Annotated in this window: 24 protein-coding genes; 11 read left to right on the forward strand and 13 right to left on the reverse strand. The window is 68.3% G+C overall.

Annotation, left to right across the window (positions count from 1 at the left end; translation table 11 throughout):
• Positions 1-102: 102 nt before the first annotated feature.
• The 4 genes from ASE89_RS15430 to gloB all read right to left on the reverse strand — a co-directional run bounded on the left by ASE89_RS15430 (position 103) and on the right by gloB (position 3,982).
• Positions 103-2,280 carry a TonB-dependent receptor domain-containing protein gene (locus ASE89_RS15430; protein ID WP_056679461.1) on the reverse strand — a complete coding sequence of 726 codons (2,178 nt, stop codon included), beginning with the start codon at positions 2,278-2,280 and terminating at the stop codon, positions 103-105.
• Between the two features lie 135 nt (positions 2,281-2,415).
• Entirely contained in the window at positions 2,416-2,778 is a 363-nt protein-coding gene (locus ASE89_RS15435) for a hypothetical protein (RefSeq protein ID WP_056679464.1), read from the reverse strand.
• Between the two features lie 2 nt (positions 2,779-2,780).
• On the reverse strand, positions 2,781-3,197 hold the full coding sequence (locus tag ASE89_RS15440) for a hypothetical protein (protein WP_052380848.1): 417 nt from the start codon (positions 3,195-3,197) through the stop codon (positions 2,781-2,783).
• A 41-nt stretch (positions 3,198-3,238) separates the two neighbouring features.
• Positions 3,239-3,982 (reverse strand): hydroxyacylglutathione hydrolase, encoded by a 744-nt coding sequence (gloB, locus tag ASE89_RS15445; RefSeq protein WP_443024352.1) that lies wholly within the window; start codon positions 3,980-3,982, stop codon positions 3,239-3,241.
• A 157-nt stretch (positions 3,983-4,139) separates the two neighbouring features.
• Between gloB and ASE89_RS15450 the strand changes: the two genes are divergently transcribed.
• Entirely contained in the window at positions 4,140-5,156 is a 1,017-nt protein-coding gene (locus ASE89_RS15450) for a fumarylacetoacetate hydrolase family protein (RefSeq protein WP_056679470.1), read from the forward strand.
• 12 nt (positions 5,157-5,168) lie between these two features.
• Here the strand turns inward: ASE89_RS15450 and ASE89_RS15455 are convergent, their stop codons facing one another.
• A complete protein-coding gene (locus ASE89_RS15455) occupies positions 5,169-5,516 on the reverse strand; it encodes an MmcQ/YjbR family DNA-binding protein (protein WP_056680748.1) in 348 nt (115 codons plus the stop codon).
• A 206-nt stretch (positions 5,517-5,722) separates the two neighbouring features.
• Between ASE89_RS15455 and ASE89_RS15460 the strand changes: the two genes are divergently transcribed.
• The 3 genes from ASE89_RS15460 to ASE89_RS15470 all read left to right on the forward strand — a co-directional run bounded on the left by ASE89_RS15460 (position 5,723) and on the right by ASE89_RS15470 (position 9,550).
• Positions 5,723-7,030 (forward strand): thiamine pyrophosphate-dependent enzyme, encoded by a 1,308-nt coding sequence (locus ASE89_RS15460; protein WP_056680749.1) that lies wholly within the window; start codon positions 5,723-5,725, stop codon positions 7,028-7,030.
• A gap of 56 nt (positions 7,031-7,086) precedes the next feature.
• Positions 7,087-8,094, forward strand: a complete 1,008-nt coding sequence (locus ASE89_RS15465; protein WP_031394420.1) for an alpha-ketoacid dehydrogenase subunit beta — start codon at positions 7,087-7,089, stop codon at positions 8,092-8,094.
• Positions 8,095-8,197: 103 nt separating this feature from the next.
• The gene (locus ASE89_RS15470; RefSeq protein ID WP_056679473.1) at positions 8,198-9,550 is read left to right on the forward strand and encodes a dihydrolipoamide acetyltransferase family protein; all 1,353 of its coding nucleotides are present in this window, start codon (positions 8,198-8,200) and stop codon (positions 9,548-9,550) included.
• Positions 9,551-9,569: 19 nt separating this feature from the next.
• Here the strand turns inward: ASE89_RS15470 and ASE89_RS15475 are convergent, their stop codons facing one another.
• The 4 genes from ASE89_RS15475 to ASE89_RS15490 all read right to left on the reverse strand — a co-directional run bounded on the left by ASE89_RS15475 (position 9,570) and on the right by ASE89_RS15490 (position 12,587).
• Positions 9,570-10,241 carry a peptidylprolyl isomerase gene (locus ASE89_RS15475; protein ID WP_056679474.1) on the reverse strand — a complete coding sequence of 224 codons (672 nt, stop codon included), beginning with the start codon at positions 10,239-10,241 and terminating at the stop codon, positions 9,570-9,572.
• 223 nt (positions 10,242-10,464) lie between these two features.
• The gene (locus ASE89_RS15480) at positions 10,465-11,661 is read right to left on the reverse strand and encodes a thiolase family protein (protein ID WP_056679475.1); all 1,197 of its coding nucleotides are present in this window, start codon (positions 11,659-11,661) and stop codon (positions 10,465-10,467) included.
• 39 nt (positions 11,662-11,700) lie between these two features.
• Positions 11,701-12,114, reverse strand: a complete 414-nt coding sequence (locus ASE89_RS15485) for a DUF4345 domain-containing protein (RefSeq protein ID WP_056679477.1) — start codon at positions 12,112-12,114, stop codon at positions 11,701-11,703.
• On the reverse strand, positions 12,111-12,587 hold the full coding sequence (locus ASE89_RS15490; RefSeq protein ID WP_031440529.1) for a DUF2721 domain-containing protein: 477 nt from the start codon (positions 12,585-12,587) through the stop codon (positions 12,111-12,113). Before ASE89_RS15490 ends, ASE89_RS15485 begins: the two co-directional genes overlap by 4 nt.
• A 122-nt stretch (positions 12,588-12,709) precedes the next feature.
• Between ASE89_RS15490 and ASE89_RS15495 the strand changes: the two genes are divergently transcribed.
• Positions 12,710-13,798, forward strand: a complete 1,089-nt coding sequence (locus ASE89_RS15495; RefSeq protein ID WP_056679480.1) for a GNAT family N-acetyltransferase — start codon at positions 12,710-12,712, stop codon at positions 13,796-13,798.
• Here the strand turns inward: ASE89_RS15495 and trmB are convergent.
• On the reverse strand, positions 13,795-14,475 hold the full coding sequence (gene trmB / locus ASE89_RS15500; RefSeq protein WP_056679486.1) for a tRNA (guanosine(46)-N7)-methyltransferase TrmB: 681 nt from the start codon (positions 14,473-14,475) through the stop codon (positions 13,795-13,797). The genes ASE89_RS15495 and trmB overlap by 4 nt on opposite strands.
• 65 nt (positions 14,476-14,540) lie before the next feature.
• Here trmB and ASE89_RS15505 point away from each other — a divergent pair, with 65 nt between their 5' ends.
• The 4 genes from ASE89_RS15505 to ASE89_RS15520 all read left to right on the forward strand — a co-directional run bounded on the left by ASE89_RS15505 (position 14,541) and on the right by ASE89_RS15520 (position 17,577).
• Entirely contained in the window at positions 14,541-15,386 is an 846-nt protein-coding gene (locus ASE89_RS15505; protein WP_056679489.1) for a formate/nitrite transporter family protein, read from the forward strand.
• Between the two features lie 2 nt (positions 15,387-15,388).
• Complete coding sequence (locus ASE89_RS15510; RefSeq protein WP_168427697.1) at positions 15,389-16,057, forward strand: phosphatase PAP2 family protein; 669 nt, start codon at positions 15,389-15,391, stop codon at positions 16,055-16,057.
• Positions 16,058-16,090: 33 nt separating this feature from the next.
• Positions 16,091-16,375 (forward strand): hypothetical protein, encoded by a 285-nt coding sequence (locus tag ASE89_RS15515; RefSeq protein WP_042466252.1) that lies wholly within the window; start codon positions 16,091-16,093, stop codon positions 16,373-16,375.
• A gap of 89 nt (positions 16,376-16,464) precedes the next feature.
• The gene (locus ASE89_RS15520; protein ID WP_056680752.1) at positions 16,465-17,577 is read left to right on the forward strand and encodes an AI-2E family transporter; all 1,113 of its coding nucleotides are present in this window, start codon (positions 16,465-16,467) and stop codon (positions 17,575-17,577) included.
• 90 nt (positions 17,578-17,667) lie between these two features.
• Here the strand turns inward: ASE89_RS15520 and metK are convergent, their stop codons facing one another.
• Positions 17,668-18,909: a methionine adenosyltransferase gene (gene metK, locus ASE89_RS15525; protein WP_056679503.1), complete on the reverse strand. Its 1,242-nt coding sequence runs from the start codon at positions 18,907-18,909 to the stop codon at positions 17,668-17,670.
• Positions 18,910-18,981: 72 nt separating this feature from the next.
• A complete protein-coding gene (lnt, locus tag ASE89_RS15530; protein ID WP_056679505.1) occupies positions 18,982-20,541 on the reverse strand; it encodes an apolipoprotein N-acyltransferase in 1,560 nt (519 codons plus the stop codon).
• Positions 20,542-20,894: 353 nt separating this feature from the next.
• Between lnt and ASE89_RS15535 the strand changes: the two genes are divergently transcribed.
• On the forward strand, positions 20,895-21,314 hold the full coding sequence (locus ASE89_RS15535; protein WP_056680756.1) for a VOC family protein: 420 nt from the start codon (positions 20,895-20,897) through the stop codon (positions 21,312-21,314).
• 10 nt (positions 21,315-21,324) lie between these two features.
• Complete coding sequence (locus tag ASE89_RS15540) at positions 21,325-21,627, forward strand: polyhydroxyalkanoic acid system family protein (RefSeq protein ID WP_031438938.1); 303 nt, start codon at positions 21,325-21,327, stop codon at positions 21,625-21,627.
• A gap of 123 nt (positions 21,628-21,750) precedes the next feature.
• Here the strand turns inward: ASE89_RS15540 and ASE89_RS15545 are convergent, their stop codons facing one another.
• Complete coding sequence (locus ASE89_RS15545; protein WP_056679508.1) at positions 21,751-23,076, reverse strand: PQQ-dependent sugar dehydrogenase; 1,326 nt, start codon at positions 23,074-23,076, stop codon at positions 21,751-21,753.
• Positions 23,077-23,183: the final 107 nt, after the last annotated feature.

Raw genomic sequence — 23,183 nt, forward strand, 5'->3', positions numbered from 1 at the left:
GTGACAGCGGGCTGCGGCTGATTACTCCGCTTCCCCAATTGGGCCCCGGCCTCCGCCGGGGTGGTGCTCCTTTTCTGGGGGGTGGGGAGCGGCCCCCTCCCGTTACAGCCCGAAGCGGAGCGTCGCGCGGATGTCGCGGCCGGCGAGGGGGGCGAAGTCCTTGAGGAAGCTGGCGTGGCGGCGGGCTTCGACGTCGAACAGGTTGTTCGCGCTGAGCAGGATCGAGGTCTTGCTGTCCTTGCCGAACGGGTTGAAGCCCAGGGTCGCGTTGACCATCGTATAGCCGTTGGTGGTCGTCTCGAACGCGGCGATGCGGTCCTGGTCGAAGACGTGCTCGACCTCGAGCCGGCCGTTGACGCGGTCGCCTTGTGCCTCGATCCCGCCGAGTACGCGCATCGGCGGGATGCGGGGTACGGGGCCGTTGTCGACGATCGTCGCGCGGACATAATCGCCGAGCAGGTCGGCGTTCAGCACATAGCCGCCGATCTGCGCGAGCCGGACCGAGGCATTGGCCTCGAACCCGTAATAGCGCGCATCGGCCTGCTGATACTGGAAGCAGGGCAGGTCGACCTCGCGCCCCGACGGATCGGCGGCGGTCTGGCAGACGCTCTGCGCGACCTGGTTCTCCGAGATATAGTTGGAGAAGTCGTTGTAATAGGCCGACGCGTCGAAGCTGAAGCCGTCGCCATGCGCGTGGAGCGTGCCCTCGATGCCCCAGCTCTTCTCGAGCTTGAAGTCGGGGCTGCCGAATTCATAGGCCTGGGTGCCGGCATGGCCGCCGTTCGCGAACAGCTCCTCGGCGGACGGCGCGCGCTCGGTGTGCGAGAGGTTGACGCCCAAGCGGACCGCGTCGGTCACGCCGTAGGAGGCGCCGAGCGAGCCCGAGACCGCGTCGAAGCTGCGGCTGCCGCGGAAGAAGCGGAGGTCGTCGAGCGGCGTCTTGGCGGAGAGTGACGTCGTCTCGTAGCGCAGCCCACCCTCGGCCCGGAACGCGCCGGCGCTGTATTGCTGGAGCGTGAAGAGGCCGGTCTGGTTGGTCTCGTTGCGCGGCAGGAAGGCCTCGTCGCCGTTCACGTCGAACAGGCGGTTGAAATATTGCACGCCCGACGCGCCCTGCCAGCCGCCGCGATTGGCCTGGACGAGCTCGATCCGGCCTTCGGTGCCGTTGTTGAAGAAGGCGGTGCCGACGCCGCCATCGGGTTCGAGCTCGAAATGGCGATAGGTGGCGTGGCCCGCGCGGACGCGGATCTTGTCGAGGAAACCGCCGCCGGTGTTGATCTCGCCGCGCAGGTCGACGCGGTTCTGGACGACGTCGAGGCGGGGCGCCTCCTGCTCCTGGCCGACTGCGGTCGCATAGCGGATCGGCACGCCGTAGAGGCTGTCATAATGGCTGTACGACACGCCGAGATTGCCACCATCGGTGATGATCGACGCGCCGACACCCGCGGTCCAGGTCTCGGACTGGGTATTCGGAAGCTTGCCGCGGAGCGCGGCGGAGCCGGCGAAGTCGATCGGCTCGTCGGTGTCCTGCGGCAGGCCGACCTGGCTGAGCGCGGCGGCGCGCGCCTGCGACGACAGGATGTTGCCGCCGGTGCGCAGGTTGCCCGACTTCAGATAGGAGCCGTCGGCGTGGAGGACGAGGTGCTGGCCGACCGCGACGTCACCGGCGGCGCCGCCCGAGCGCTCGTTCGCGGCCGAGCCATAGGTCGCGATGCCGTTCACGCGGTAGCCGTTTTCGGGGACGGTGCGCGGGATGCGCGTGTCGATGACGTTGACGACGCCGCCGACCGCGGACGAGCCGAACAGCAGCGCGGAGGGGCCGCGCAGCACCTCGATCCGCTCGGCGAGCAGCGGGTCGATGATGACCGCGTGATCGACCGAGGTGTTCGAGACGTCGATCGAGCCGATCCCGTCGGTCAGCACGCGGATGCGCTCGCCCTGGAAGCCGCGCAGGATCGGGCGCGAGGCGCTGGGGCCGAACGAGGTGGCGGACACGCCGGGCTGGCGCGCGAGCGTCTCGCCGATGGTCGGGCGGAGGTTGCGGGTGAGCTCGGCGCCCGAGAGGATCGACGTGCCTTGGAGGACATCGGTCTCGCTCTGGCGGACGGGGGCGGTGACGAGGATCTCGGCGGCCGCGCGCGGGGCGGGGGTGCGGGTCGGGGCCGGGGTTGCGGCAGGCGTATCGGCCGGTGCGCCGGTCGGCGGCGTGTCGGTCTGGGCGGTCGCGGCGGTCGCGGCGAAGACCGCCAGCGCGCTGATCCCGATGAAAGTCTTACGCATAGAAACGCTCCTTGAACCCCGGAGCTGCCGCCTAGCGCGAATGATGTATCATATCAAAGAAGATGTTCGCAGCTGCGGAAAATTGGATGGCTGGTTGTTGCCATGATGCAACATATCATCCGGGACGGCCGGGCGTCAGGGTTTGTCGTAGGGGGTGAAGTCGGTGAAGCGGCAGGAGGGGGAGGGGATCGACAGGCCGGGTTCGATCAGCCGGAACCGGTCGTTGCGGCAGAGCTGGCCGCCATAGATGTCGACGATGATCGTCGACAGCGGGCGCAATTGCGGACAGGGGCCGACCGGGCCGGTGCGCCAGACCCGCTTGCCCGACTGGCGATAGAGGATGGTGGTCGCGTCGAGGATCGTCGGGCCCTGGACCAGGCCGATGCCGATGCAACGGACCGGTGCGCCAGCGATTCGCCCCGCGAGCGGATCGTCGCGGCCGGCGACGAGCGTCAGTGCGAGCGCGGCGAGGGCGGCGATCCGGCCGGAGCGCGGCATCCTCACCGAACCTTCCGATAGGGGACGAATTCGCCGAAGCTGCAGCTGCCGCTGGGGAAGCGGCTGGCGCGGTCGATCGTGTTGGCGATGTCGCCGCGGCAGAGCTGCCCCGAGGGCGTCCGCGTGATCAGGATGTTGCGGTCGAGATCGCCGCACCCGCCATTGGTCTCGGTCCGGTAGATCGTGCCGTTGTTGACGCGGTAGAGGAAGGTCGAGCCGTAGCTGGTCACCTGCTTCTGGCCGAGGGCGTTGAGGCACAGGGTCGGCTCGCCGGGGGTCAGCCCCTTGAGCGCGGTCGCGAGCTTTCGCTGCGTTTCGGTTTCGCGCTGCGCGATCTGCGCCTGTTCGCGCGGGGTCGCCGTACAGGCGGTGGCGGCGATCGTCAGGCAGAGCAGCGATAAGCGTGTCATGATGCGCATGCGGTTTCCTTTGCGCCCCCGAGGGGCCCGGCATAGCCTATTCAGCCCTTGAACGCATCCTTTGCCGCGCGGCGTTCGCCGAGCTCGGCGGCCGAGGTCGCGCGGAGAAACGGATTGGTCGCGCGCTCGAGCCCGATCGTCGTCGGCACCGTCGCCTCGCCGCGCGCGCGGGCCGCGTCGACCTCGGCCATCCGGTCGCGGATCGCGGCATTGTCGGGCTCGGCAACCAGCGCGTAGCGGCCGTTCGACTGGGTATATTCATGCCCGCAATAGACGCGCGTCTCGTCGGGCAGCGTGGCGTAGCGCTGCATGTTGGCGAACATGTCGGCGGGCGTGCCCTCGAACAGCCGGCCGCAGCCCATCGCGAACAGCGTGTCGCCGGTGAAGATCACCGCGTCGTCGGCGAAGTGGAAGGCGATATGGCCCTGCGTATGCCCGGGCACGGTCATCACCTGCGCGGCGTGCGCGCCGAGCGTGACGGTATCGCCCTCGGTCACGCTGTGGTCGAGCGTCGGGATCTTCGCGGCCTCGGCGGCGGGGCCGGTGACGGTCGCGCCCTGAGCGCGGATCGCGGCGTTGCCGCCGGTGTGATCGGGATGCCAGTGCGTCGTCCAGACCTGATCGATCCGCCAGCCTCGCGCGGTCGCCGCGGCGATCACCGGATCCGCCTCGCCCGGGTCGAGCGCGACCGTCGTGCCGCTGTCGGGATCGTGGATCAGCCAGGCGTAATTGTCGCTGAGGACGGGCACGCGGACGATGTCGAGGGGCATGGCGTCAAGGGGCATGGCGGAGCTTTCGAAGGCGGTGGCCCGGTGTGGCGCGGGGGTCGGGGCGATGCAAGGATAACGCATGAGCGGGCGGTCGGGATGCGCGTGCGACCGTCGGTCTCGACTTCCGGCGGCGGGCGGGCGTAGGGTGGTGAAAACATTGAGAGGATCCGCAATGAAACTGGCCAGCCTGAAGGACGCAGATCCAGCCCGGGGCCGTGACGGCCGGCTCGTCGTCGTGTCGAACGACCTCGCCTGGTATGCCGATGCGACGCATATCGCGCCGACGCTGCAGGCCGCGCTCGACGACTGGGACCGGCTTGCGCCGATGCTCGAGAATCTGTCGACCGATCTCGAGCACGAGATGATTCCGATGCGGCGGTTTCATGAGCATGACGCGGCGTCGCCCTTGCCGCGCGCCTATCAGTGGGCGGACGGCTCGGCCTATGTGAACCATGTCGCGCTCGTCCGGCAGGCGCGCGCCGCCGAGATGCCCGACAGCTTCTGGCACGATCCGCTGATGTATCAGGGCGGGTCGGACGGGTTTCTCGGGCCGCGCGATCCGATCCCGCTCGCCGACGAGAGCTGGGGCTGTGACATGGAGGGCGAGGTCGTCGTCGTCACCGGTGACGTGGCGATGGGCGCGAGCCGCGACGAGGCGCTGGCGGCGGTGCGGCTGGTCGGGCTGACCAACGACGTGTCGCTGCGCAACCTGATCCCGGGTGAGCTGGGCAAGGGGTTCGGCTTTTTCCAGTCGAAGCCCGCCAGCGCGTTTTCACCGGTGTTCGTGACGCCCGAGTCGCTTGGCGACTGGTGGCAGGACGGCAAGCTGCACCGCAAGCTGATGGTCGACCTGAACGGCCAGCCCTTTGGCCGCGCCGAGGCGGGCGAGGACATGACGTTCGATTTCGGCACGCTGATCGCGCATGCCGCCAAGACGCGCAAGCTGGGCGCGGGGACGATCGTCGGGTCGGGCACCGTGTCGAACCGCGGCGCGGACGGCGGGCCGGGCAAGCCGATCGCAGAGGGCGGGGTCGGCTATTCCTGCCTGGCCGAAGTGCGGACGATCGAGACAATCGCGGGCGGCGCGGCGGTGACCCCGTTCCTGAAAAAGGGCGATACGGTGCGGATCTGGGCGGAGGACGACCGGCATCGGCCGATCTTCGGGGTGATCGAGCAGACGGTGGAGTAGCGCGCGAGCCGGCTAGGGGCGCTCGCCATAGGCCTTGCGCTGAGCCGCGGTAGCGCGGTCCCACCAGGCGCGGGCGAGCAGATCCGCGATCCGCTCGCCCGCGCCGGTGCAGTAGCGGACCAGCACCGCCGGCCAGCCGTCATAATGATCGGTCTGCCAGAAGGTCGCGGGGTCGGTGTCGAGCAGGATCTCCTTCTCGTCGAGACCGATATGGAGCACGAAGCTGCCGGGATCGGGCGCGGTGGTCGACGCGAGCGTCTTGCCGCGGAACCTGAGTGCGGGCCGGCCGTAGCTGGTGCCCGGCTCGACACCCGGCAGCGTGCATCCGATCGCGACGATGGCGTCCCAGTCCTGCAGCATGTCGCGCTGTCCCTCCCCCTGTCTGCCCGTGTCTGCCCGCGTCCGCAGGGTGCTGCTATCGCATTGATCGCACGGCGTTGCACGCGGCCGGTGCGAATGCGGCAACCGGGCAAAACTCCCTCTCGCCAATGCCGTTGAAATTTTATAACAAGGCCGCGAAGAGCGATCCGGCGCGTACGCCGCCGGGCGATGGAGATGGAGTGACGATGGCCAGCGAGCACCCTCGCGCCGATTCGCAGCCGCTGCGCAATCTACCCGGATTGACGCTGCATGTGCCCGAACCGAAGTTTCGACCCGGCGATCCGGTCGATTTCGCCGAAGTCGACGTGCCGCCCGCGGGGCAGGCGCGGCGCCCCGATACCGCGGACAAGGCGAGCGATTTCACCGATCTCGCCTATACGCTGGTTCGCGTGCTGGACGATGACGGCCATGCGGTCGGGCCGTGGGATCCCAAGCTTTCGCCCGATATGCTGCGCCGTATGCTGCGCAGCATGGCGCTGCTCCGTGCGTTCGACGAGCGCATGTTCCGGGCACAGCGTCAGGGCAAGACGAGCTTCTACATGAAGGCGCTGGGCGAGGAGGCGGTCGCGGTCGCGGCGGCCTATGCGCTCGATTACGAGGACATGTGCTTCCCCTCCTATCGGCAGCAGGGGCTGCTCATCGCACGGGGCTGGAGCCTCGTCGACATGATGAACCAGATCTATTCGAACACCGCGGACCGGCTCGGCGGCAAGCAGCTGCCGATCATGTATTCGGTCAAGGAAGCCGGGTTCTTCTCGATCTCGGGCAACCTCACGACGCAATATCCGCAAGCCGTGGGCTGGGCGATGGCATCGGCGGCGAAGGGCGACACGCGGATCGCGGCGACCTGGTGCGGCGAGGGATCGACTGCGGAGGGCGACTTCCATTCGGCGTGCACCTTTGCTGCGGTCTACCGCGCGCCGGTGATCTTCAACGTCGTCAACAACCAGTGGGCGATTTCGAGCTTCTCCGGGTTCGCGGGCGCCGAGGCGACGACGTTCGCGGCGCGCGCGGTCGGGTACGGCATCGCGGGCCTGCGCGTCGACGGGAACGATGCGCTGGCCGTGTACGCAGCCACTGAATGGGCGGCCGAGCGGGCGCGGACCAACCAGGGGCCGACGCTGATCGAGCATTTCACCTATCGCGCGGAGGGCCATTCCACTTCGGACGATCCCGGCCAGTATCGCAGCGAGGGCGAGCCCAATGCGTGGCCGCTCGGCGATCCGATCAAGCGCCTCAAGGACCACCTGATCGCGATCGGCGAATGGGACGATGAGCGCCACGCCGCGCAGGACAAGGAGCTCGCCGAGCAGGTCAAGGCCGCGCAGAAGGAGGCCGAGAAGAACGGCATCCTCGGCCACGGGCTTCATCAGCCGCTCGAATCGCTGTTCGACGGCGTGTTCGAGGAACTGCCCTGGCATCTGAAGGAGCAGCGTCAGCAGATGCTCGATGAGGAGACGGCAAGCGGCCGTCCATGGGATCGCAAGGCATGAGCGACATGATCGAGGCACCCGGGTCCGACGCAGCGGACGGCGGCGAGACCAGCCGGATGAACATGATCCAGGCGATCAACTCCGCGATGGACATCATGATGACGCGCGATCCCGACGTGATCGTGATGGGCGAGGATGTCGGCTATTTCGGCGGCGTGTTCCGCGCGACCGCGGGGTTGCAGGCCAAGCACGGCAAGACGCGCGTGTTCGACACGCCGATCACCGAATGCGGGATCATCGGCGTCGCGGTGGGGATGGGCGCCTACGGCCTGCGTCCCGTCCCCGAGATCCAGTTCGCGGATTACATCTATCCCGCGCTCGACCAGCTCGTGTCCGAGGCCGCACGGCTGCGCTATCGCTCGGCCGGCGAGTTCACCTCGCCGATCACGGTGCGATCGCCGTTCGGCGGCGGCATCTTCGGTGGGCAGACGCACAGCCAGAGCCCCGAGGGGCTGTTCACGCACATGTCGGGGATCAAGACGGTCATCCCGTCGACGCCCTATGACGCGAAGGGTCTGCTGATCGCGGCGATCGAGGACAATGACCCGACGCTCTTCTTCGAGCCCAAGCGCATCTATAACGGGCCGTTCGACGGATATTGGGATCGGCCGTCGCAGAACTGGTCGAAGCACCCGGCTGGCGAAGTGCCGACGGGATACTACAAGATCGAGCTGGGCAAGGCGAAGATCGTCCGGGCGGGCGAGGCGCTGACGATCCTCGCCTATGGCACGATGGTGCATGTCTGCGCGGCGGTGATCGCCGAGACGGGGATCGACGCGGAAATCGTCGATCTGCGTACGCTCGTCCCGCTCGACATCGAGACGATCGAGGCGTCGGTGAAGAAGACCGGGCGCTGCATGATCGTCCACGAGGCGACGCGGACCAGCGGCTTCGGCGCGGAGCTGTCGGCGCTGGTGCAGGAGCGGTGCTTCTACCATCTCGAGGCACCGATCGAGCGCGTGACCGGGTTCGACACGCCGTACCCGCACAGCCTGGAATGGGCCTATTTCCCGGGGCCGGTCCGTATCACCGAGGCCCTCAAGAAGATCATGAAGGACGCATAATGATGCGTTCACCCACCCCCGTTCGCTTCGAGCGCAGTCGAGAAGCCTTCGGAATCCCTCACACAAGTTTCTCGACTTCGCTCGAAACGAACGGAATTTTCTGATGGCTCGCTTTACCTTCAAACTGCCGGATATCGGCGAAGGCATCTCGGAGGCCGAGATCGTCGCATGGCACGTCGCGATCGGCGACCGCGTCGAGGAGGATTCGCCGGTCGCGGACATGATGACCGACAAGGCGACGGTCGAGATGGAGTCGCCCGTTTCGGGCGTCGTCGTCGAGCTGGCGGGCGAGGTCGGCGATCAGGTGTCGATCGGGGCCGCGCTGGTGGTGATCGAGACGGATGCGGTCGACGCCGGGGGCGAGGTCGTGGCGGCGCCGTTGACGCCGGCGCAGGCGGAGACGGCGGAGCAGTATGAGGCGGAGAATCCGGGGGTTGAGGAGGTGGTCGATACGCCGACCGCCACCACCCCGGCGGAGGCCGGAGCCCAGGTGGGGGCGGCAGATGACGAGCCTCGGACCACTATCACTCGAGACGTTCCAACTGGACCCCGGCCTTCGCCGGGGGGGAGTGACGAGCAGGTCGCCGCTGCCAAGGCGCACGCGCTGGCGTCGCCCGCGGTGCGGGCGCGGGCGCGGGATCTGGGGATTGATCTGGCGTCGGTGAAGACCGAGTCCGACCGGGTCCGTCATGCCGATCTCGACGCGTATCTGCGGTATGGCGCGGGTCAGGGCTATCAGGCGCCGGGGGCGAGCCGGGCGCGCGCGGACCAGCCGATCAAGGTCATCGGCATGCGGCGCAAGATCGCCGAGAACATGGCCGCGTCGAAGCGCGCGATCCCGCATTTCACCTATGTCGACGAGATCGACGTGACTGCGCTGGAGGCGATGCGTGCGGATCTGAACGCCAATCGCGGCGGGCGGCCCAAGCTGACGATGCTGCCGCTGATGATCGTCGCGATCTGCAAGACGATCCCCGATTTTCCGATGCTCAACGCGCGCTACGATGACGAGGCGGGCGTGGTGACGCGGCACGGGGCGATCCATCTGGGCATGGCGGCGCAGACCGATGCGGGGCTGACCGTTCCCGTGATCCGCGACGCGCAGGATCGCAACGTCTGGCAGCTCGCGACCGAGATCACGCGGCTCGCCGAGGCGGCGCGCGCGGGCAAGCTTGCGCCGAACGAGATGGGTGGCGGGACGATCACCGTCACCTCGCTCGGGCCGCTCGGCGGGATCGCGACGACGCCGGTGATCAACCGGCCCGAGGTCGCGATCATCGGGCCGAACAAGATCGTCGAACGCCCCGTGTTTAAGGGCGACGAGGTGGTCCGCGCGAAGCTGATGAACCTGTCGATCAGCTGCGACCACCGCGTCGTCGATGGCTGGGACGCGGCGAGCTTCGTTCAGGGGCTGAAAAAGTATCTCGAGACGCCGGTCCTGCTGTTCGCGGACTGAGGTCCCGGACCGTGGGACGTCAGCGCGGCCGTGGCGGGGTGGGGCGGGTCTTCAACAGCCATGGTCGCGGGCCGCTGGTCGGGCGGGGCGTGCCGTCGAGCCGCTTGGCGCTGATCAGCGCGACACGGTTGAGGATCATCTGGCCCTTGAACGCGTCGAGCCCGCCACCGGTCGGCTTGGCGAGGATGCGGCGAACCGTGTCCATGCCGCCGACGACATGGCCGAACGCCGCATAGCCGAGATAACCCGGGCGCGCGTCCATCGCGGGGGTCGGGCCCACGGTGATGAAGAAATTGCCGCCCGCCGAGCCGGGCTCGCTGCCGCGCGCCATCGAGATCGTCGCGTCGAGATGGCGGATGCCGGTCTGCGTCGTCGTCTCGAGCGGGAAGGCGGGGAGGATGCGCCGCGCGTCGGTGCGGATGCCGCCCTGGATGAAGCCGAATTTCGGCGCCTTCTTGCCGCGGGCGGCGCGGTAGAAATCGGTGCCGTCGAAGCGGCCGTCATCGACATAGGCGAGGAAGTTCGCGCTGGTCTTGGGGGCATGGCGCGTGTCGAGCGCGAGCGTGATCGGGCCTTCGGAGGTGGTGAGGCGGACGCGGACGGTGCCGGGTTTCGCGGGGGTGGGCTTCTGGGGGGCGGCGGAGGCCGGGGTGGCCAGCAGCACTAGTGCCGGGAGGAGGAGGAAACGCATACGCAGGGCACGACCTTTGTCATTCGGGGCCTTCGCCGGGTCGGCGATCGCGGACAGGCTGAGCCTCTATACCCGCCGTCATCCTGACGAAAGTCAGGATCCAGAGCCAGGAGCGCTGTGGCCGGTTACCCTGGATCCTGACTTTCGTCAGGATGACGGGAGGGGGCAGGGTGGATGGTGCGGAGCGACGGGAGGGTGCGTCATCCCTCCCGCCCCCGTTGCGTCAGACGATCTCGAACAGGCCGGCGGCGCCCATGCCGCCGGCGGTGCACATCGAGGCGACGACATAGCGGACGCCGCGCTTGCGGCCCTCGATCAGCGCGTGGCCGACGAGGCGCGAGCCGGTCATGCCGAAGGGGTGGCCGACCGCGATCGCGCCGCCATTGACGTTGTACTTTTCGGGATCGATGCCGAGATGGTCGCGGCAATAGAGGCATTGCGACGCGAACGCCTCGTTCAGCTCCCACAGGCCGATGTCCGCGACGGTCAGCCCGGCGCGGTCGAGCAGTTTGGGGATCGCGAAGACCGGGCCGATGCCCATTTCGGCGGGGTCGCAGCCCGCGGACTGGAAACCGCGATAGATGCCGAGAATCTCCTTGCCCTCGGCCTCCGCGGTCCGGCGGTCCATCAGCAGCTGTGCGGACGCGCCGTCGGAGAGCTGGCTGGCATTGCCCGCGGTGACGCTGGTCCCCGGGCTGGAAAAGTCGCCGCCCGGCCAGACCGTCTTGAGCCCGGCGAGCGCCTCCGCGGTGGTGCCCGCGCGGATCCCCTCGTCCTGGCTCAGCGTGACGCTTTCGATTCCGGCGTGGTTGCCCTGCTTGTCGAACAGCGCCTTCTCGACGGTGATCGGCACGATCTCCTCGGCGAACGCGCCGCTCGCGAGGCCCGCTGCGGCGCGCTGCTGGCTCATCGCGGCATAGGCGTCCTGCGCCTCGCGGCTTATGCCGTATTTGCGCGCGACGATCTCGGCGGTCTCGATCATCGGGATATAGGCGGCGGGCTCGCGCGCGGTGACGCTCTGGTTGACGTAGCGCGGCGCGTCCTTCGTCACGGTGTAGCTGATCGATTCCATCCCGCCCGCCAGCGCGACATCGGCCTCGTCACAGATGATCGTGCGGGCAGCGAGCGCGACCGCGGTCAGTCCCGAGCCGCATTTGCGGTCGAGCGTGACCGCGGGGACCGATTCGGGCAGGCCGCCGGCGAAGAGCGCCATGCGTCCGGCATTGCCGCCCTGTGTCCCCCATTGGTTGCCGACGCCCCAGAACACCTCGTCGATGCGCGCGGGGTCGATCCCGGCGCGCTCGACCACCGCTGTCATCACATGCCCGCCGAGCACCGGTGCCTCGGTCGCGTTGAACGCGCCGCGATAGGCTTTGCCGATGGCGGTACGGGCAGTCGAGACGATGGCGGCTTCACGCATGCTTGGACCTTTCGAGGACCGGGTATGGTCACGCGTCGTCTAGGGGTTCGGTCCGGCGTTGGAAAGGGCCCGGCGGGCGAGGCGCGCCTGCCAGAGCATCAGCAGCGGCACGACGAGGATTTCCATGCCGAGCCCCAGCACATGTCCGCGCGACGGCATGCCGACATCGATCAGCGAGACGAGCCGCGCGAGGCCGCCGACCACGATCAGCCCGCCGAGCAGCCGGAAGCGCGGGCCCTTTGTCTCGATATGCGGAATGCAGCTGAGAAAGCCGAGCCCGGTCGCGAAGAAGATGCCCGAAATATAGCGGAAATGGCTGTCGAGATCGCGCGGCACGTCGGCGAGGTGGCCGAACGGGGCTGGGCCGTGGACGATCCCCTGACCGCCCACGAGCAGCGGCAGGAGGCATGCGATCGCGACGACGCCCTGCAGCAGGCGGTGTTCGAGCGTCATGTCAGCTTGTCGAGCAGTTCGGGGTTGTCGAGCAGTTCGGGGCGGATGCGGAAGGCGACCAGCGAGATCCGCACCTCGATCATGAAGCTGGCAAAGGCGGCGATCAGCAGGATCATCGCGAGGATGAACGAGACCGCGACATAGGTCCCGAAGTGCAGCTTGGCGAGTTCGGCGATGAACAGCAGCGCGATGACGATACAGGTCATGATCGCGCTCGACACCGCGAGGAAGAGCGAGGCGTTGATGATCGTCATCCGCCGGTCGAGCAGCCGCAACTCCCAGATATGGCGGATGCGTTCGGGCCCCGCGCTGCTGGGATGGAGCTTTTCGAGCTGGCGGGCGCGGTCGATGACGCGCGAGAGGCGACCGGCGAGCACGTTGAGCAGCTGGCCGATGCCCGCGAGCATGAAGACGGGGGCGAGCGACAGCTGGATCGTCTGCGCGATCGTCGAAACGGCGGGAAGCGGTATCATCCTGATCATCATGCGGAATAACCGCGCCGGAGGGAAGCCAATCCCGCCCCCGCCCTGAAGCCTCGCGGCGCCCGGTGCGATCCTGCACTACCTGGTAAGGGATTGCTGCTAGGGGGCGTGCGATGTCGAAACCGATGCTCCTGTCCGACCGCGTGCCGGTGCCACCGAGCGCGCAGGCAAGCGTGGTCGAGGGCTTGAGCATCGCGATCGACGCGGTCGCCGCGCGCGCGGCGCCGAGCCACCGGTTCCTGCGCTATGGCTGGTATGCCGCCGCGCTGAGTGCCTATGGCGGCCGTGCGAAGACCCTGGTGGTCGAGGAGGACGACGTCGCGGCGATCGCGCTGCCGTTCGTCGCGCTCGGCCCGGCGTGGCTGCGGCTGGCGACGGTGCCGGGCTGTTACTGGCCGTTCCGCAGTTTCGGCATGGCGATGGGGGCAAGCGAGGCGGCACGCGCGGCGGCGCTTCGGGGACTATCTGCGCAGTGCAACGGCCTGCGGATCGGGCCGGTCCAGGACGGCGATCCGGCCGCGGACGCGCTGATCGCGAGCGCGCGGGCGGCGGGATGGTGCGCGATCGACCGGCATGTCGGTGACGCCTGGGTGCTCGACCTTGCGCCGAGCGTCGATGGCGAGCGCTGGCCGCGCAACTCGACGCTGCGCAAGAACCGGTTTCACGAAAAGCATCTGGCCGAGCATGGCGCGCTCGACTGGCAGGCGCTGGCGGGGGCGGACTGGCCGGCGCGGTTCGCCGATCTGGGGGCGGTCGAGCAGACGAGCTGGGTCGCGCAGGAGACCGACCGCCGCGACATGAAGTTCACGACCGACGGGCATCTCGCCTTCTGGCAGGCGGCGGCGGTCGATCCGGTGCTGGCGGGGATGTTCCGCGCGGCGCTGCTCCGCGTCGACGGCGTGCCCGCCGCCTTCTCGTTCGACATCGACACGGGGGCGCTGATCTACGCGATCGCCAACAGCTACGACCCGCGCTTCGCCAAGCATTCGCCGGGCAAGCTGCTCTACTGGCGCAACCTGGTCGCGGCGATGGCGCGCGGCGCGACCAGGGTCGACTGGGGCGCGGGCGACAGCGGCTACAAACGGGTGATCGGCGCGACGGAGGGCGCGCCGATCCGCGACTGGCTGTTGCTCAGGCCCGGGCTGCCCGCGTTCGCCGGTCGCGCGCTGGCCGGCTGGTGGCGGCGCAGCGGCGGGCGCTAGTCGCGGATATAGCGGAAATACCAGACCTCATGGCCCTGGCGCCGGGCTTTCCGCTCATAGCGCGTCTCGGGCCAGTCGTCGGGGCGGGTCAGGAAGTCCTGCGGGGTGCGCGCCTGCCAGGTGAAGTCGCGGCGCTGGTCCATGATCATCATCGACCAGCAGCAATAGGTCGGATCGTCGGTGCCGAGCCGGAATTCGGCGCCGGGCTTCAGCTTGGCGGCGATCGTGTCGAGCGGGCCGTGATTGACCATCCGCCGCTTCGCATGCCGCGCCTTGCGCCAGGGATCGGGGTGGAGGAGGTAGAGCCGGTCGAGGCTGGCATCGGGCAGCCGCTCGATCACCTCGAGCGCGTCGCCCATATAGAGCCGGACATTGGTCAGCCCGCCGTCGCGGATATGGCCGAGCGCGCCGACGACGCCGTTGAGGAACGGTTCGCAGCCGATGAAGCCGACATCCGGATTGGCCGATGCTTGGCCGGCGAGATGTTCGCCCGCGCCGAAGCCGATCTCGACATGCAGCGGACGGTCGTCGCCGAACAGGGTGGCGGCGTCGACGATCCCCGTCTCGGGAACCGAGAGCCGCGGCAGCATCTCCTCGACGAGCGCGGACTGGCCCTGGCGAAGCTTGTGGCCCTGGCGACGGCCATAGAGGCGGCGAATGGTGGCGGGATCGTTCATCGCCGCGCGCTCTAGCGGTCGATTGCGCGGGAGCAAAGCACGTAGCGGTCCGTTACAAGGCCGTAATGGCCGAAAACAGCACCACCACGTCGGACACCGGGTCCGCGCCCGAGGGGCCCGAGCAGGACGTCGAGGACCTGAAGGCGGCGGACGCGGGCGATCTTCACCGCGCGGTGCGCGAGGCGGGCGAGGACGAACTCGCGCGCCCGGGGGTCTCGCTGTTCTTCTCCGCGCTCGCGGCGGGGCTGGCGATCACCGCGTCGCTGGTCGCCGAGGGCGCGCTTCATGCCGCGCTGCCCGATACGCCGTGGCGCGAGCTGGTCGTGTCGCTCGGCTATCCTGCTGGGTTCCTGGTCGTCATTCTCGGGCGGATGCAATTGTTCACCGAGAGCACGATCAGCGCGATGCTGCCGCTGGTGACCAAGCCGTCGCGCTGGGCGCTGCGGCGAACGTTGCGGCTGTGGGGCATCGTGCTGGGCGCCAATCTGCTCGGCACCGCGCTGACCGCGGCGGCGATCGCGGGCGGTGTGCTTGGCGGGGCGGAGCTGCGCGAAGCGATGATCGCGGTATCGATGCGGATCACCGAGCTTGGCGCCTGGGCGACGTTCGTCAACGCGATCCCGGCGGGGTTCATGATCGCGATCCTCGCCTGGTCGCTGCCCAATGCGCGCGGCGAGGCGTTCATGGTGATCTTCGCGGTGACCTATGTGGTGGCGATCGGCGGGTTCAGCCATTCGATCGTCGGATCGGACGAGGCGTTCCTGCTGCTGTTCACCGGGCATGTCGATCTGGTCCGGACCTTTGCCGGACTGTTGCTGCCGGCGATCATGGGGAATCTCGTCGGTGGTGCGGGGGTGTTCGCGCTGCTGGCGCATGCGCAGGTGCGCGGCGAAATGCGACAGAAGGACTGATGATGACGGGCAAGAGCAAGAGTGCGGCGGCCAAGATCGCCGAGGCCGACCGCAAGGCGACCTACAAGCTGGCCGAACACCGCGATGCGCCGGTGGTGAAGGCGACCGGCTTTCTCGCCGAGGTTGCCGACCAGCCGCAGCTGATCGCGACGTCGATCGGCACGCTGGTGATCGGGCTGGTCGCGCGGCGGCCCGACCTGATCCGCGGCGGTGCGCGAATGCTCGCCTCGCATCTGGCGGCGACCGCGGCGAAATCGGTGATCAAGCATTCGGTCGACCGGACGCGGCCGGGCCATGCGCTCGACACCGGCAAGGCGCGGTTCGAGACGGGCGACAGCGACGATCACAAGCAGACGTCCTTCCCCTCGGGTCATACCGCAGGCGCGGTCGCGGTCGCGCGTGCGGCGTCGCGCGACATCGACGGCGCGGCGATGCCGTCGGCGCTCGCGACGGTCGCGGTGGCGGCGGCGCAGCCGGTCAACGGCAAGCATTATCTGTCCGACCTGGTCGTCGGCGCGGCGGTCGGCTGGATCGCCGAGGCGGCGGTCAGCGCACTGTTCGACCGAGTCGCGCCGGTCGTCGAGCATGTCACTGAAAACAGGGAAAGATCCGCGGATCACGACCCCGCGACGGTACCGAACGGGGTCGAGGGAACCGTTCCGCCTGCGTGACGGTTTGGATGGCCTCACAAGAGGGATTTATACATGAAGACCATTGCTACCGCGCTCATGCTCGCAACGCTGACCATTCCGCTCGCAGCCTGTGGCGGCAAGGGTGACGACAAGCTGGGCAGCCAGGTCGAAGGCGCCGCGGAGAACCGTGCCGACGCGCTCGAGGCGGCTGCCGACAATCTCGAGGATCGCGCCGAGGCGGTTCGCGATCAGGGCGAGAAGCAGGGCGAGGCGGTCGACGACGCGGACGTGAACGCCGCCGCGATGTCGAACGAGCAGAAGGCGGCCCTCGTCAACGGCAGCGCCGCACTGCGCTAAGTACAATGATGCCGTCCCCGCCGATTCGGGCGGGGGCGGTATCGTCGGCGGCGTCTGGGGCCGACCGACGATGTTGGGGGGGATGCATGATGATCAACCGGCGCCGGCTAGAAACGGGCGGATTCCTGATATTCCTGGTGGTGATCACGATCGCGCTCGTCGTGGTCGTCTGGTCGTACGCCTTGGCGCTGCTGTGGGCCGCGCTCGCCGCGATCCTGTTCCAGCCGCTGTTCCAGCGTCTGCTGGAGCGGATGCCGAAGCGTCGCAACACCGCCGCCGCGCTGACGCTGCTGATCATCCTGTTCGCGGTCGTCGTGCCGAGCATGATCATCGGCGGAATGATCGTCGACCAGGCGGGCACGGTCTATACCCGCATCCAGAATGGCGAGATCAATTTCGCCGCGTATTTCAACCAGGTGCATGATGCATTGCCGACGCGCCTGCAGACGTTGCTCGACAAGGCCGGGTTCGATTCGATCGAGCGGATCCAGGCGCGGCTGTCGCAGACGATGGGCAACAGCGTGCGGACGATCGCCAGCCAGGCGCTGTCGATCGGGCGCAACGCCGCCGCCTTCCTGCTCGCCTTCGGTATCGCGCTGTACGTGATGTTCTTCCTGCTGCGCGACGGCGAGACGATCGGGCCGAAGATCTGCGACGCGCTGCCGCTCGAGCGGTCGGTCACCGCCGCGCTGGTCGACAAGTTCGTGTCGGTCGTGCGTGCGACGATCAAGGGCACGGTCATCGTCGCATTGGTCCAGGGCGGGCTGGGTGCGGCAACCTTCTGGATCGTCGGGCTGCCCGCGGCCCTGCTCTGGGGCCTGCTGATGGCGCTGACCTCGCTGCTCCCTGCGCTCGGGCCGGCGATCGTCTGGGTTCCGGTCGCGGTCTATCTGCTCGCGACCACCGCGATCTGGCAGGGGCTGGTGGTAATCATCTCGGGCGTCGTCGTGATCGGCATGGCGGACAATATCCTGCGGCCGATCCTGGTCGGGCGCGACACGGGGATCCCCGATTTCGTCGTGCTGGTCACGACGCTGGGCGGGATCGAGCTGATCGGCCTCAGCGGTATCGTCGTCGGGCCGCTGGTCGCGGCGCTGTTCCTGGCGTCGTGGCAGATCCTGACCGAGCAGCGGCATCGGCAGCGCGCGAGCGCGCCGCTGGTCGGCGACGCGGCGGGGATCGACCGGTCGGCACCTGGCTGATCGTTTCCGATCCGGCGTAGCGGACATGAAAAAGCCTCCCCCGGACGGTCCGGGGGAGGCTTTTCTGTATCACCTATCGGGCGAGGTGCGTCAGGCGGTTGCGGCCTTCAGCTTGTCGACCAGATCGGTGCGCTCCCAGGTGAAGCTGTCACCCTCGGGCTCGCGGCCGAAATGGCCGTACGCCGCGGTCTTCTTGTAGATCGGCGCGTTGAGCTTGAGGTGCTCGCGGATGCCCTTGGGCGTCAGGCGGACGAGCTTGGGCAGGACCGCCTCGAGCTTGGCCTCTTCGACCGTGCCGGTGCCGTGCGTGTCGACATAGACCGACAGCGGCTCGGCGATGCCGATCGCGTAGCTCAGCTGGATCGTGCAGCGGCGGGCGAGCCCGGCGGCGACGACGTTCTTGGCGAGATAGCGTGCGACATAGGCGGCCGAGCGATCGACCTTGGTCGGATCCTTGCCCGAGAACGCGCCGCCGCCGTGCGGGGCTGCGCCGCCGTAGGTGTCGACGATGATCTTGCGACCGGTGACGCCGGCGTCGCCGTCAGGGCCACCGATCTCGAACGCGCCGGTCGGGTTGATATAGATCGCGGTCTCGTCCGAGATGAAGCCCGCGGGCAGCACGTCGGTGAACACGCCCATGACATAGTCGCGCAGCTCGGCGTACTTGGCCGGATCGGGGTTCTTGCCCTTTTCCGAATAGCCCGGTGCGTGCTGGGTGGAGACGACGAGCGCGGTCGCGCGGACCGGCTTCTCGTTCTCATAGGCGAGCGTCACCTGGCTCTTGGCGTCGGGCTCAAGGAACGGGGCTGCGCCCGAATGGCGATCGGCGGCCATCCGCTCGAGGATCTTGTGGCTGTAGTAGAGCGTCGCAGGCATCAGGCCGGGCGTCTCGTCGGTCGCGTAACCGAACATGATGCCCTGGTCACCGGCACCCTCGTCCTTGTTGCCGCTCTCGTCGACGCCCATCGCGATCTCTGCGGACTGGCCGTGGAGGTTGTTCTCGAAGCGGAACTCGTTCCAGTGGAAGCCCGACTGCTCGTAGCCGATTTCCTTGACGGTGTTGCGGACGGCCGCCTCGATCTCGTCCTTCGCTCCGGGGGCCCAGTAGTCGGTGTCCTTCCACTCGACCTTCCCGAACTCATAGACGCCACGGCAGCGGATTTCGCCGGCGAGGACGACGAGCTGCGTCGTCGTCAGCGTCTCGCAGGCGATGCGTGCCTCGGGATCCTTGGCGAGGAACAGGTCGACGATCGTGTCGCTGATCTGGTCGGCGACCTTGTCGGGATGGCCTTCGGAGACCGACTCGGAGGTGAAGAGAAAGGACTTGCGCATGAAACCTCTTCGCAAAAGGCCCGGCGGTGGGGCACCGCGGAGCATCATATAAGGAAAGCTTTATATGTCCTTCTAGCGTTCGCGGCGGCGCAGGGCAACGGCCAAGGCGATCATCGCCGCCATGACCAGCCCCGCCGCCAGATTGCCGAGCCGCGCGAACAGCGTCACGGGCAGCGCGGTCGGCATCGGCAGCTCGGCCGCGCCCGCGGTCTCGTGCGCGACGGTGGCGAGCAGGCGACCGTCCGCGGCGATGATCGCGGAGATGCCGGTCGGGGTGGCGCGGACGATCGGCAGCCCCTCCTCGATCGCGCGCATCCGCGCCTGGGCGAGATGCTGCGGCGGGCCCCAGCTGCCGAACCAGGCGTCGTTCGAGGGGTTGAACAACAGCCGCGGGCGATGCGCGCGGTCGACCGTCTGCCCTGAGAAGATGATCTCGTAGCAGATCTGGATGCCGATCGACCCGAAGCCCGCGAGCGTCAGATTGCCCGGCCCCTTGCCCGAGGTGAAGTCGATGTCGCCGGGGACGAGCCGCGCGAGCCCGAGCGGTTTCAGCAGCCACGGCATCGGCAGATATTCGCCGTAGGGGACGAGATGCGCCTTGTCGTAGCGACCGCGCAGCCGCGCCTGTGCATCGATCGCGAACACCGAATTGGTCGCGCCCGCGATCCGGTCCTCGCGATCGAACGAGAGCGAGGTGCCGCCGGTCAGCAATATGTCGTCGGGGCCGAGCAGCCGCGCGATCCGGCGGCGCAGATAGGCCGGGCTCGACCAGTCATAGGCGTAGAAGGGATAGCCATCCTCGAGGTAGTCGCGCACCACGCCTTCCGGCCAGACGACGAGGCGGGGGGTGGCGCCGGGGGTGCCCGACAGCTTTTCCAGCGCGGACAGCACGCGTTCGCCGTCCGATTCGCTGCGATCCTCCTGGCCGATATCGGGCTGGACGACGCGGACGCGCGGGGCGTTGGCGGGGGCGGCGGGGGCGTCGGTCCACAGCGCCGACAGCGCGGCGAGCGCGAGCAGGGGCACGACGATCGCGGGCATCGCGACGCGGCGACGGCTGAGCATCCACAGCGATCCCGCCGCGACGATCGTCACGCCCGACAGCGCATAGGTGCCGATCCAGGCGGACAGCCGCGCGATGCCGATCGCGGGCAGCCACATCACCCCGAGCGGATCCCAGGCATAGCCGGTGAACAACACGCTGCGCAGCCACTCGGTCGCGATCCACGCAGCGGCGAAGACGAGGACGAAGGCGGGGTCGGGCGTCGCGGTCGCGCGGCGTCCGAACCGCCAGGCGAGGCCCGCGGCGACCATCGGGAAGACCGCGAGATAGAGCGCGAGCCCGACCGCGGCGAAATAGCCGAGCACCGGCGGCATCGCGTCCTGAAAGTCGAACGCGTGCTGGAACCAGTTGTTGTTGACGGTGAAATGCCCGAGCCCGAACAGCCAGCCGCGCCACAGCGCCTGGCGGAACGAGCCTGCGTCGTGGACGAGCGCGAGCCACGCGGCGACCGCGACGAGCGCGAGCGGCCAGAGATCGAGCGGCGCAAACCCCGTCGCGGCGATCGCGCCGAGCAGGAGGCTGGCGAGCGCGGGGGAGGTGAGGGCGGCGCGGGCGGGAGAGCGGGTCACGCCCGCGCTATGGCGTGGCGGCGGGGGGCGGGCAATATCTGAGGCTGCATCTGACGTGGCGGCGGGGAGGGAAGGGGGTGCCGGGGTTGGTGCGGTGGGCGCTTTCGTTGGCCTCGGTACCAACTCCTGAATCTACCCCCACACATGACCACCCCGGCGAAGGCCGGGGTCCAGCTGGGAAGGTCGCCGTGATGACGCGCAACCTTTAGTTACCACCGTCCCCCAACTGGGCCCCGGCCTTCGCCGGGGTGGTGGAGAGGAATGGGGGCGGTACTTGAGCGGCGGACGCGCAGGGGGCATCGCGTCGCGGGGGCGGGGTGACGCAGGGGATCATCCGCTCTATCCTGCGGCGCATGACGCTGCGCCCCTTTCATCTCGCCTTTCCCGTCCATGACCTCGACGCCGCGCGGGCCTTTTACGGGGGGACGCTGGGCTGTCCCGAGGGGCGGTCGAGCGATCACTGGATCGACTTCGACCTGTTCGGGCATCAGATCGTCGCGCATCTCGATCCGGCGGCGAAGGCGGTCGCGGTCGAGAATGCGGTCGACGGGCATCAGGTGCCGGTGCCGCATTTCGGCGTCGTGCTGACGATGGACGACTGGACCAGCCTGTCCGAGCGGGTCGCGGCGGCCGGGGTCCGGTTCGGGATCGCGCCGCATGTCCGCTTCAAGGGCGAGATCGGCGAGCAGGCGACGATGTTCTTTTGCGACCCCAGCGGCAACGCGCTCGAGTTCAAGGCGTTCGCACAGGACGCGATGCTGTTCGCACACTAAGGATCAAAGAATGTCCAATCCCATTTCGGTCGATATCCCCCACAAGCTCGGCAAGGCGGGGGTGCGATCGCGGCTCGACAGCGGCATCGACACGATCGGATCGAAGATCCCCGGCGGATCGGTGACCGATCGGCGCTGGGAAGGCGATACACTGCACTTCACCGTGAGCGCGATGGGGCAGGTGATCGGCAGCAAGGTCACGGTGTTCGAGGACACTGTCCATGCGATCGTCGACCTGCCGGGGCTGCTCGGGCTGTTCGCAGGCAAGGTGCAGGACATGATCCGCAAGGAAGGGCCGAAGCTGCTCCGCTGAGGGTTTGCGCGGCTTGATGCCGCCCCGCCCGTCATCCTGACGAACGTCAGGACCCAGGGTTACACACGATGCGCTTGTGATCCTGGGTCCTGACTTTCGTCAGGATGACGGGGGAGGGGGCACTTACTTCGTGCTGACGCGCCAGATCGTGTTGCCGACATCGTCGGCGACCAGCAGCGCGCCGGCCTTGTCGGTGATGACGCCGACCGGGCGGCCCTGTGCCTCGCCATCCTTGTTGAGGAAGCCGCCGAGCACGTCGACGGGCTTTGCGTTCGCCGCCGGGAAGCCGGTGTCGCCGAACGGAATGTAGACGACCTTGTAGCCCGAGAGCGGCTTGCGGTTCCACGAGCCGTGCTCGCCGACGAATACGCCGTTGGTGAAGCGGTCGCCGAGCTTCGCGTCGCCCGCGAAGGTCAGGCCGAGGGCGGCCACGTGCGGTCCGAGCGCATAGTCGGGACGCTTGGCATATTGCTGGAGCGCGGGGTTCTTCGGCTCGACGCGATCGTCGGGATAGCCGCCCCAATAATACCAGGGCCAGCCGAAGTGATCGCCGAACTCGACCTGGGTCAGATAGTCGGGCGCGAGGTCGGAGCCGAGCATGTCGCGTTCGTTGACGACGGTCCAGAGCTGGCCCGACTTGGGGTTGATCGCCATGCCATTGGGGTTGCGCAGACCGGCGGCGTAGATCCGCCAGTTCTTGTCCTTCGGCCAGACCTGAAGGATGTTGGCGCGATATTTCTCCGCGTCCATGCCGTTTTCGGCGATGTTCGACGCCGAGCCGACGCCGACATAGAGCGTCTTGCCGTCGGGGGCGGCAATCACGTTGCGCGCCCAGTGATTGCCGCCGCCGTTGAGCGGGATGACACGCTCGGGCTTGGCGGTGATCCGGGTCGCGCCCTCGGTATAGGGCACGCGGACGAGCGCGTCGGTGTTGCCGATATAGAGCTGGCCATCCATCAGCGTCATGCCGAAGGGCGAGTTGAGCCCGGTCATGAAGGCCGAGCGCGTCTCCGCCACGCCGTCGCCATCCGCGTCGCGCAGCAGCGTGATGCGGTTGGCCGAGGGCACGCCCGCACCCGCGCGGCCCATCAGGAAGTTCATCACGGTCGTGACGATGCCGGGACCTTTACGCGGTGGCGAATTGGTCTCGGCGACCAGCACGTCGCCATTGGGCAGACGGTAGAGCCAGCGCGGATGATCGAGCCCGGCCGCGAACGGCTGGACCTTCATCCCCGCCGCCGCGGTCGGCATCGCGCCCTTGGGCCAGCCGACCGCCTTGGCGACACCGATCGTCGGCAGCATCTGGATCCGCGGCGCGGTGATGTCGGGCCGCTTGCCGGTGACCTGGTTGACGTCGAGCCGGGCGGTATCGGGCCAGGCGAGCCAGGTGAACCCGGCGATCCCGACCAGGATGATCAGCCCGAGCACGATGAGGATGTGTTTGCGCATGCAGGAGAGTTAGGCGGGAGTGCGGGCGGGGGCAATGGCGTGATTGCGGTTGGGTATCCCGCGAGCTTCGTCATCCTCGCGGAGGCGGGGATCCAGAGGGGCAGGGT

It is taken from the genome of Sphingomonas sp. Leaf30 (assembly GCF_001422525.1).
Taxonomy (GTDB): Bacteria; Pseudomonadota; Alphaproteobacteria; order Sphingomonadales; family Sphingomonadaceae; genus Sphingomonas; species Sphingomonas aerolata.

Coding starts and splice junctions, on each gene's coding strand:
- ASE89_RS15495 (WP_056679480.1), top strand. CDS start 12,710: ATGTCGAAACCGATGCTCCTGTCCGACCGCGTGCCGGTGCCACCGAGC.
- ASE89_RS15455 (WP_056680748.1), bottom strand. CDS start 5,516: ATGCTGCAGGACTGGGACGCCATCGTCGCGATCGGATGCACGCTGCCG.
- ASE89_RS15540 (WP_031438938.1), top strand. CDS start 21,325: ATGTCCAATCCCATTTCGGTCGATATCCCCCACAAGCTCGGCAAGGCG.
- ASE89_RS15470 (WP_056679473.1), top strand. CDS start 8,198: ATGGCTCGCTTTACCTTCAAACTGCCGGATATCGGCGAAGGCATCTCG.
- ASE89_RS15440 (WP_052380848.1), bottom strand. CDS start 3,197: ATGCGCATCATGACACGCTTATCGCTGCTCTGCCTGACGATCGCCGCC.
- ASE89_RS15515 (WP_042466252.1), top strand. CDS start 16,091: ATGAAGACCATTGCTACCGCGCTCATGCTCGCAACGCTGACCATTCCG.
- ASE89_RS15460 (WP_056680749.1), top strand. CDS start 5,723: ATGGCCAGCGAGCACCCTCGCGCCGATTCGCAGCCGCTGCGCAATCTA.
- ASE89_RS15505 (WP_056679489.1), top strand. CDS start 14,541: ATGGCCGAAAACAGCACCACCACGTCGGACACCGGGTCCGCGCCCGAG.
- ASE89_RS15480 (WP_056679475.1), bottom strand. CDS start 11,661: ATGCGTGAAGCCGCCATCGTCTCGACTGCCCGTACCGCCATCGGCAAA.
- ASE89_RS15450 (WP_056679470.1), top strand. CDS start 4,140: ATGAAACTGGCCAGCCTGAAGGACGCAGATCCAGCCCGGGGCCGTGAC.
- ASE89_RS15510 (WP_168427697.1), top strand. CDS start 15,389: ATGACGGGCAAGAGCAAGAGTGCGGCGGCCAAGATCGCCGAGGCCGAC.
- ASE89_RS15545 (WP_056679508.1), bottom strand. CDS start 23,076: ATGCGCAAACACATCCTCATCGTGCTCGGGCTGATCATCCTGGTCGGG.
- ASE89_RS15490 (WP_031440529.1), bottom strand. CDS start 12,587: ATGATACCGCTTCCCGCCGTTTCGACGATCGCGCAGACGATCCAGCTG.
- ASE89_RS15485 (WP_056679477.1), bottom strand. CDS start 12,114: ATGACGCTCGAACACCGCCTGCTGCAGGGCGTCGTCGCGATCGCATGC.
- trmB (WP_056679486.1), bottom strand. CDS start 14,475: ATGAACGATCCCGCCACCATTCGCCGCCTCTATGGCCGTCGCCAGGGC.
- ASE89_RS15520 (WP_056680752.1), top strand. CDS start 16,465: ATGATCAACCGGCGCCGGCTAGAAACGGGCGGATTCCTGATATTCCTG.
- gloB (WP_443024352.1), bottom strand. CDS start 3,982: ATGCCCCTTGACGCCATGCCCCTCGACATCGTCCGCGTGCCCGTCCTC.
- ASE89_RS15475 (WP_056679474.1), bottom strand. CDS start 10,241: ATGCGTTTCCTCCTCCTCCCGGCACTAGTGCTGCTGGCCACCCCGGCC.
- ASE89_RS15435 (WP_056679464.1), bottom strand. CDS start 2,778: ATGCCGCGCTCCGGCCGGATCGCCGCCCTCGCCGCGCTCGCACTGACG.
- ASE89_RS15465 (WP_031394420.1), top strand. CDS start 7,087: ATGAACATGATCCAGGCGATCAACTCCGCGATGGACATCATGATGACG.
- ASE89_RS15430 (WP_056679461.1), bottom strand. CDS start 2,280: ATGCGTAAGACTTTCATCGGGATCAGCGCGCTGGCGGTCTTCGCCGCG.
- ASE89_RS15535 (WP_056680756.1), top strand. CDS start 20,895: ATGACGCTGCGCCCCTTTCATCTCGCCTTTCCCGTCCATGACCTCGAC.
- metK (WP_056679503.1), bottom strand. CDS start 18,909: ATGCGCAAGTCCTTTCTCTTCACCTCCGAGTCGGTCTCCGAAGGCCAT.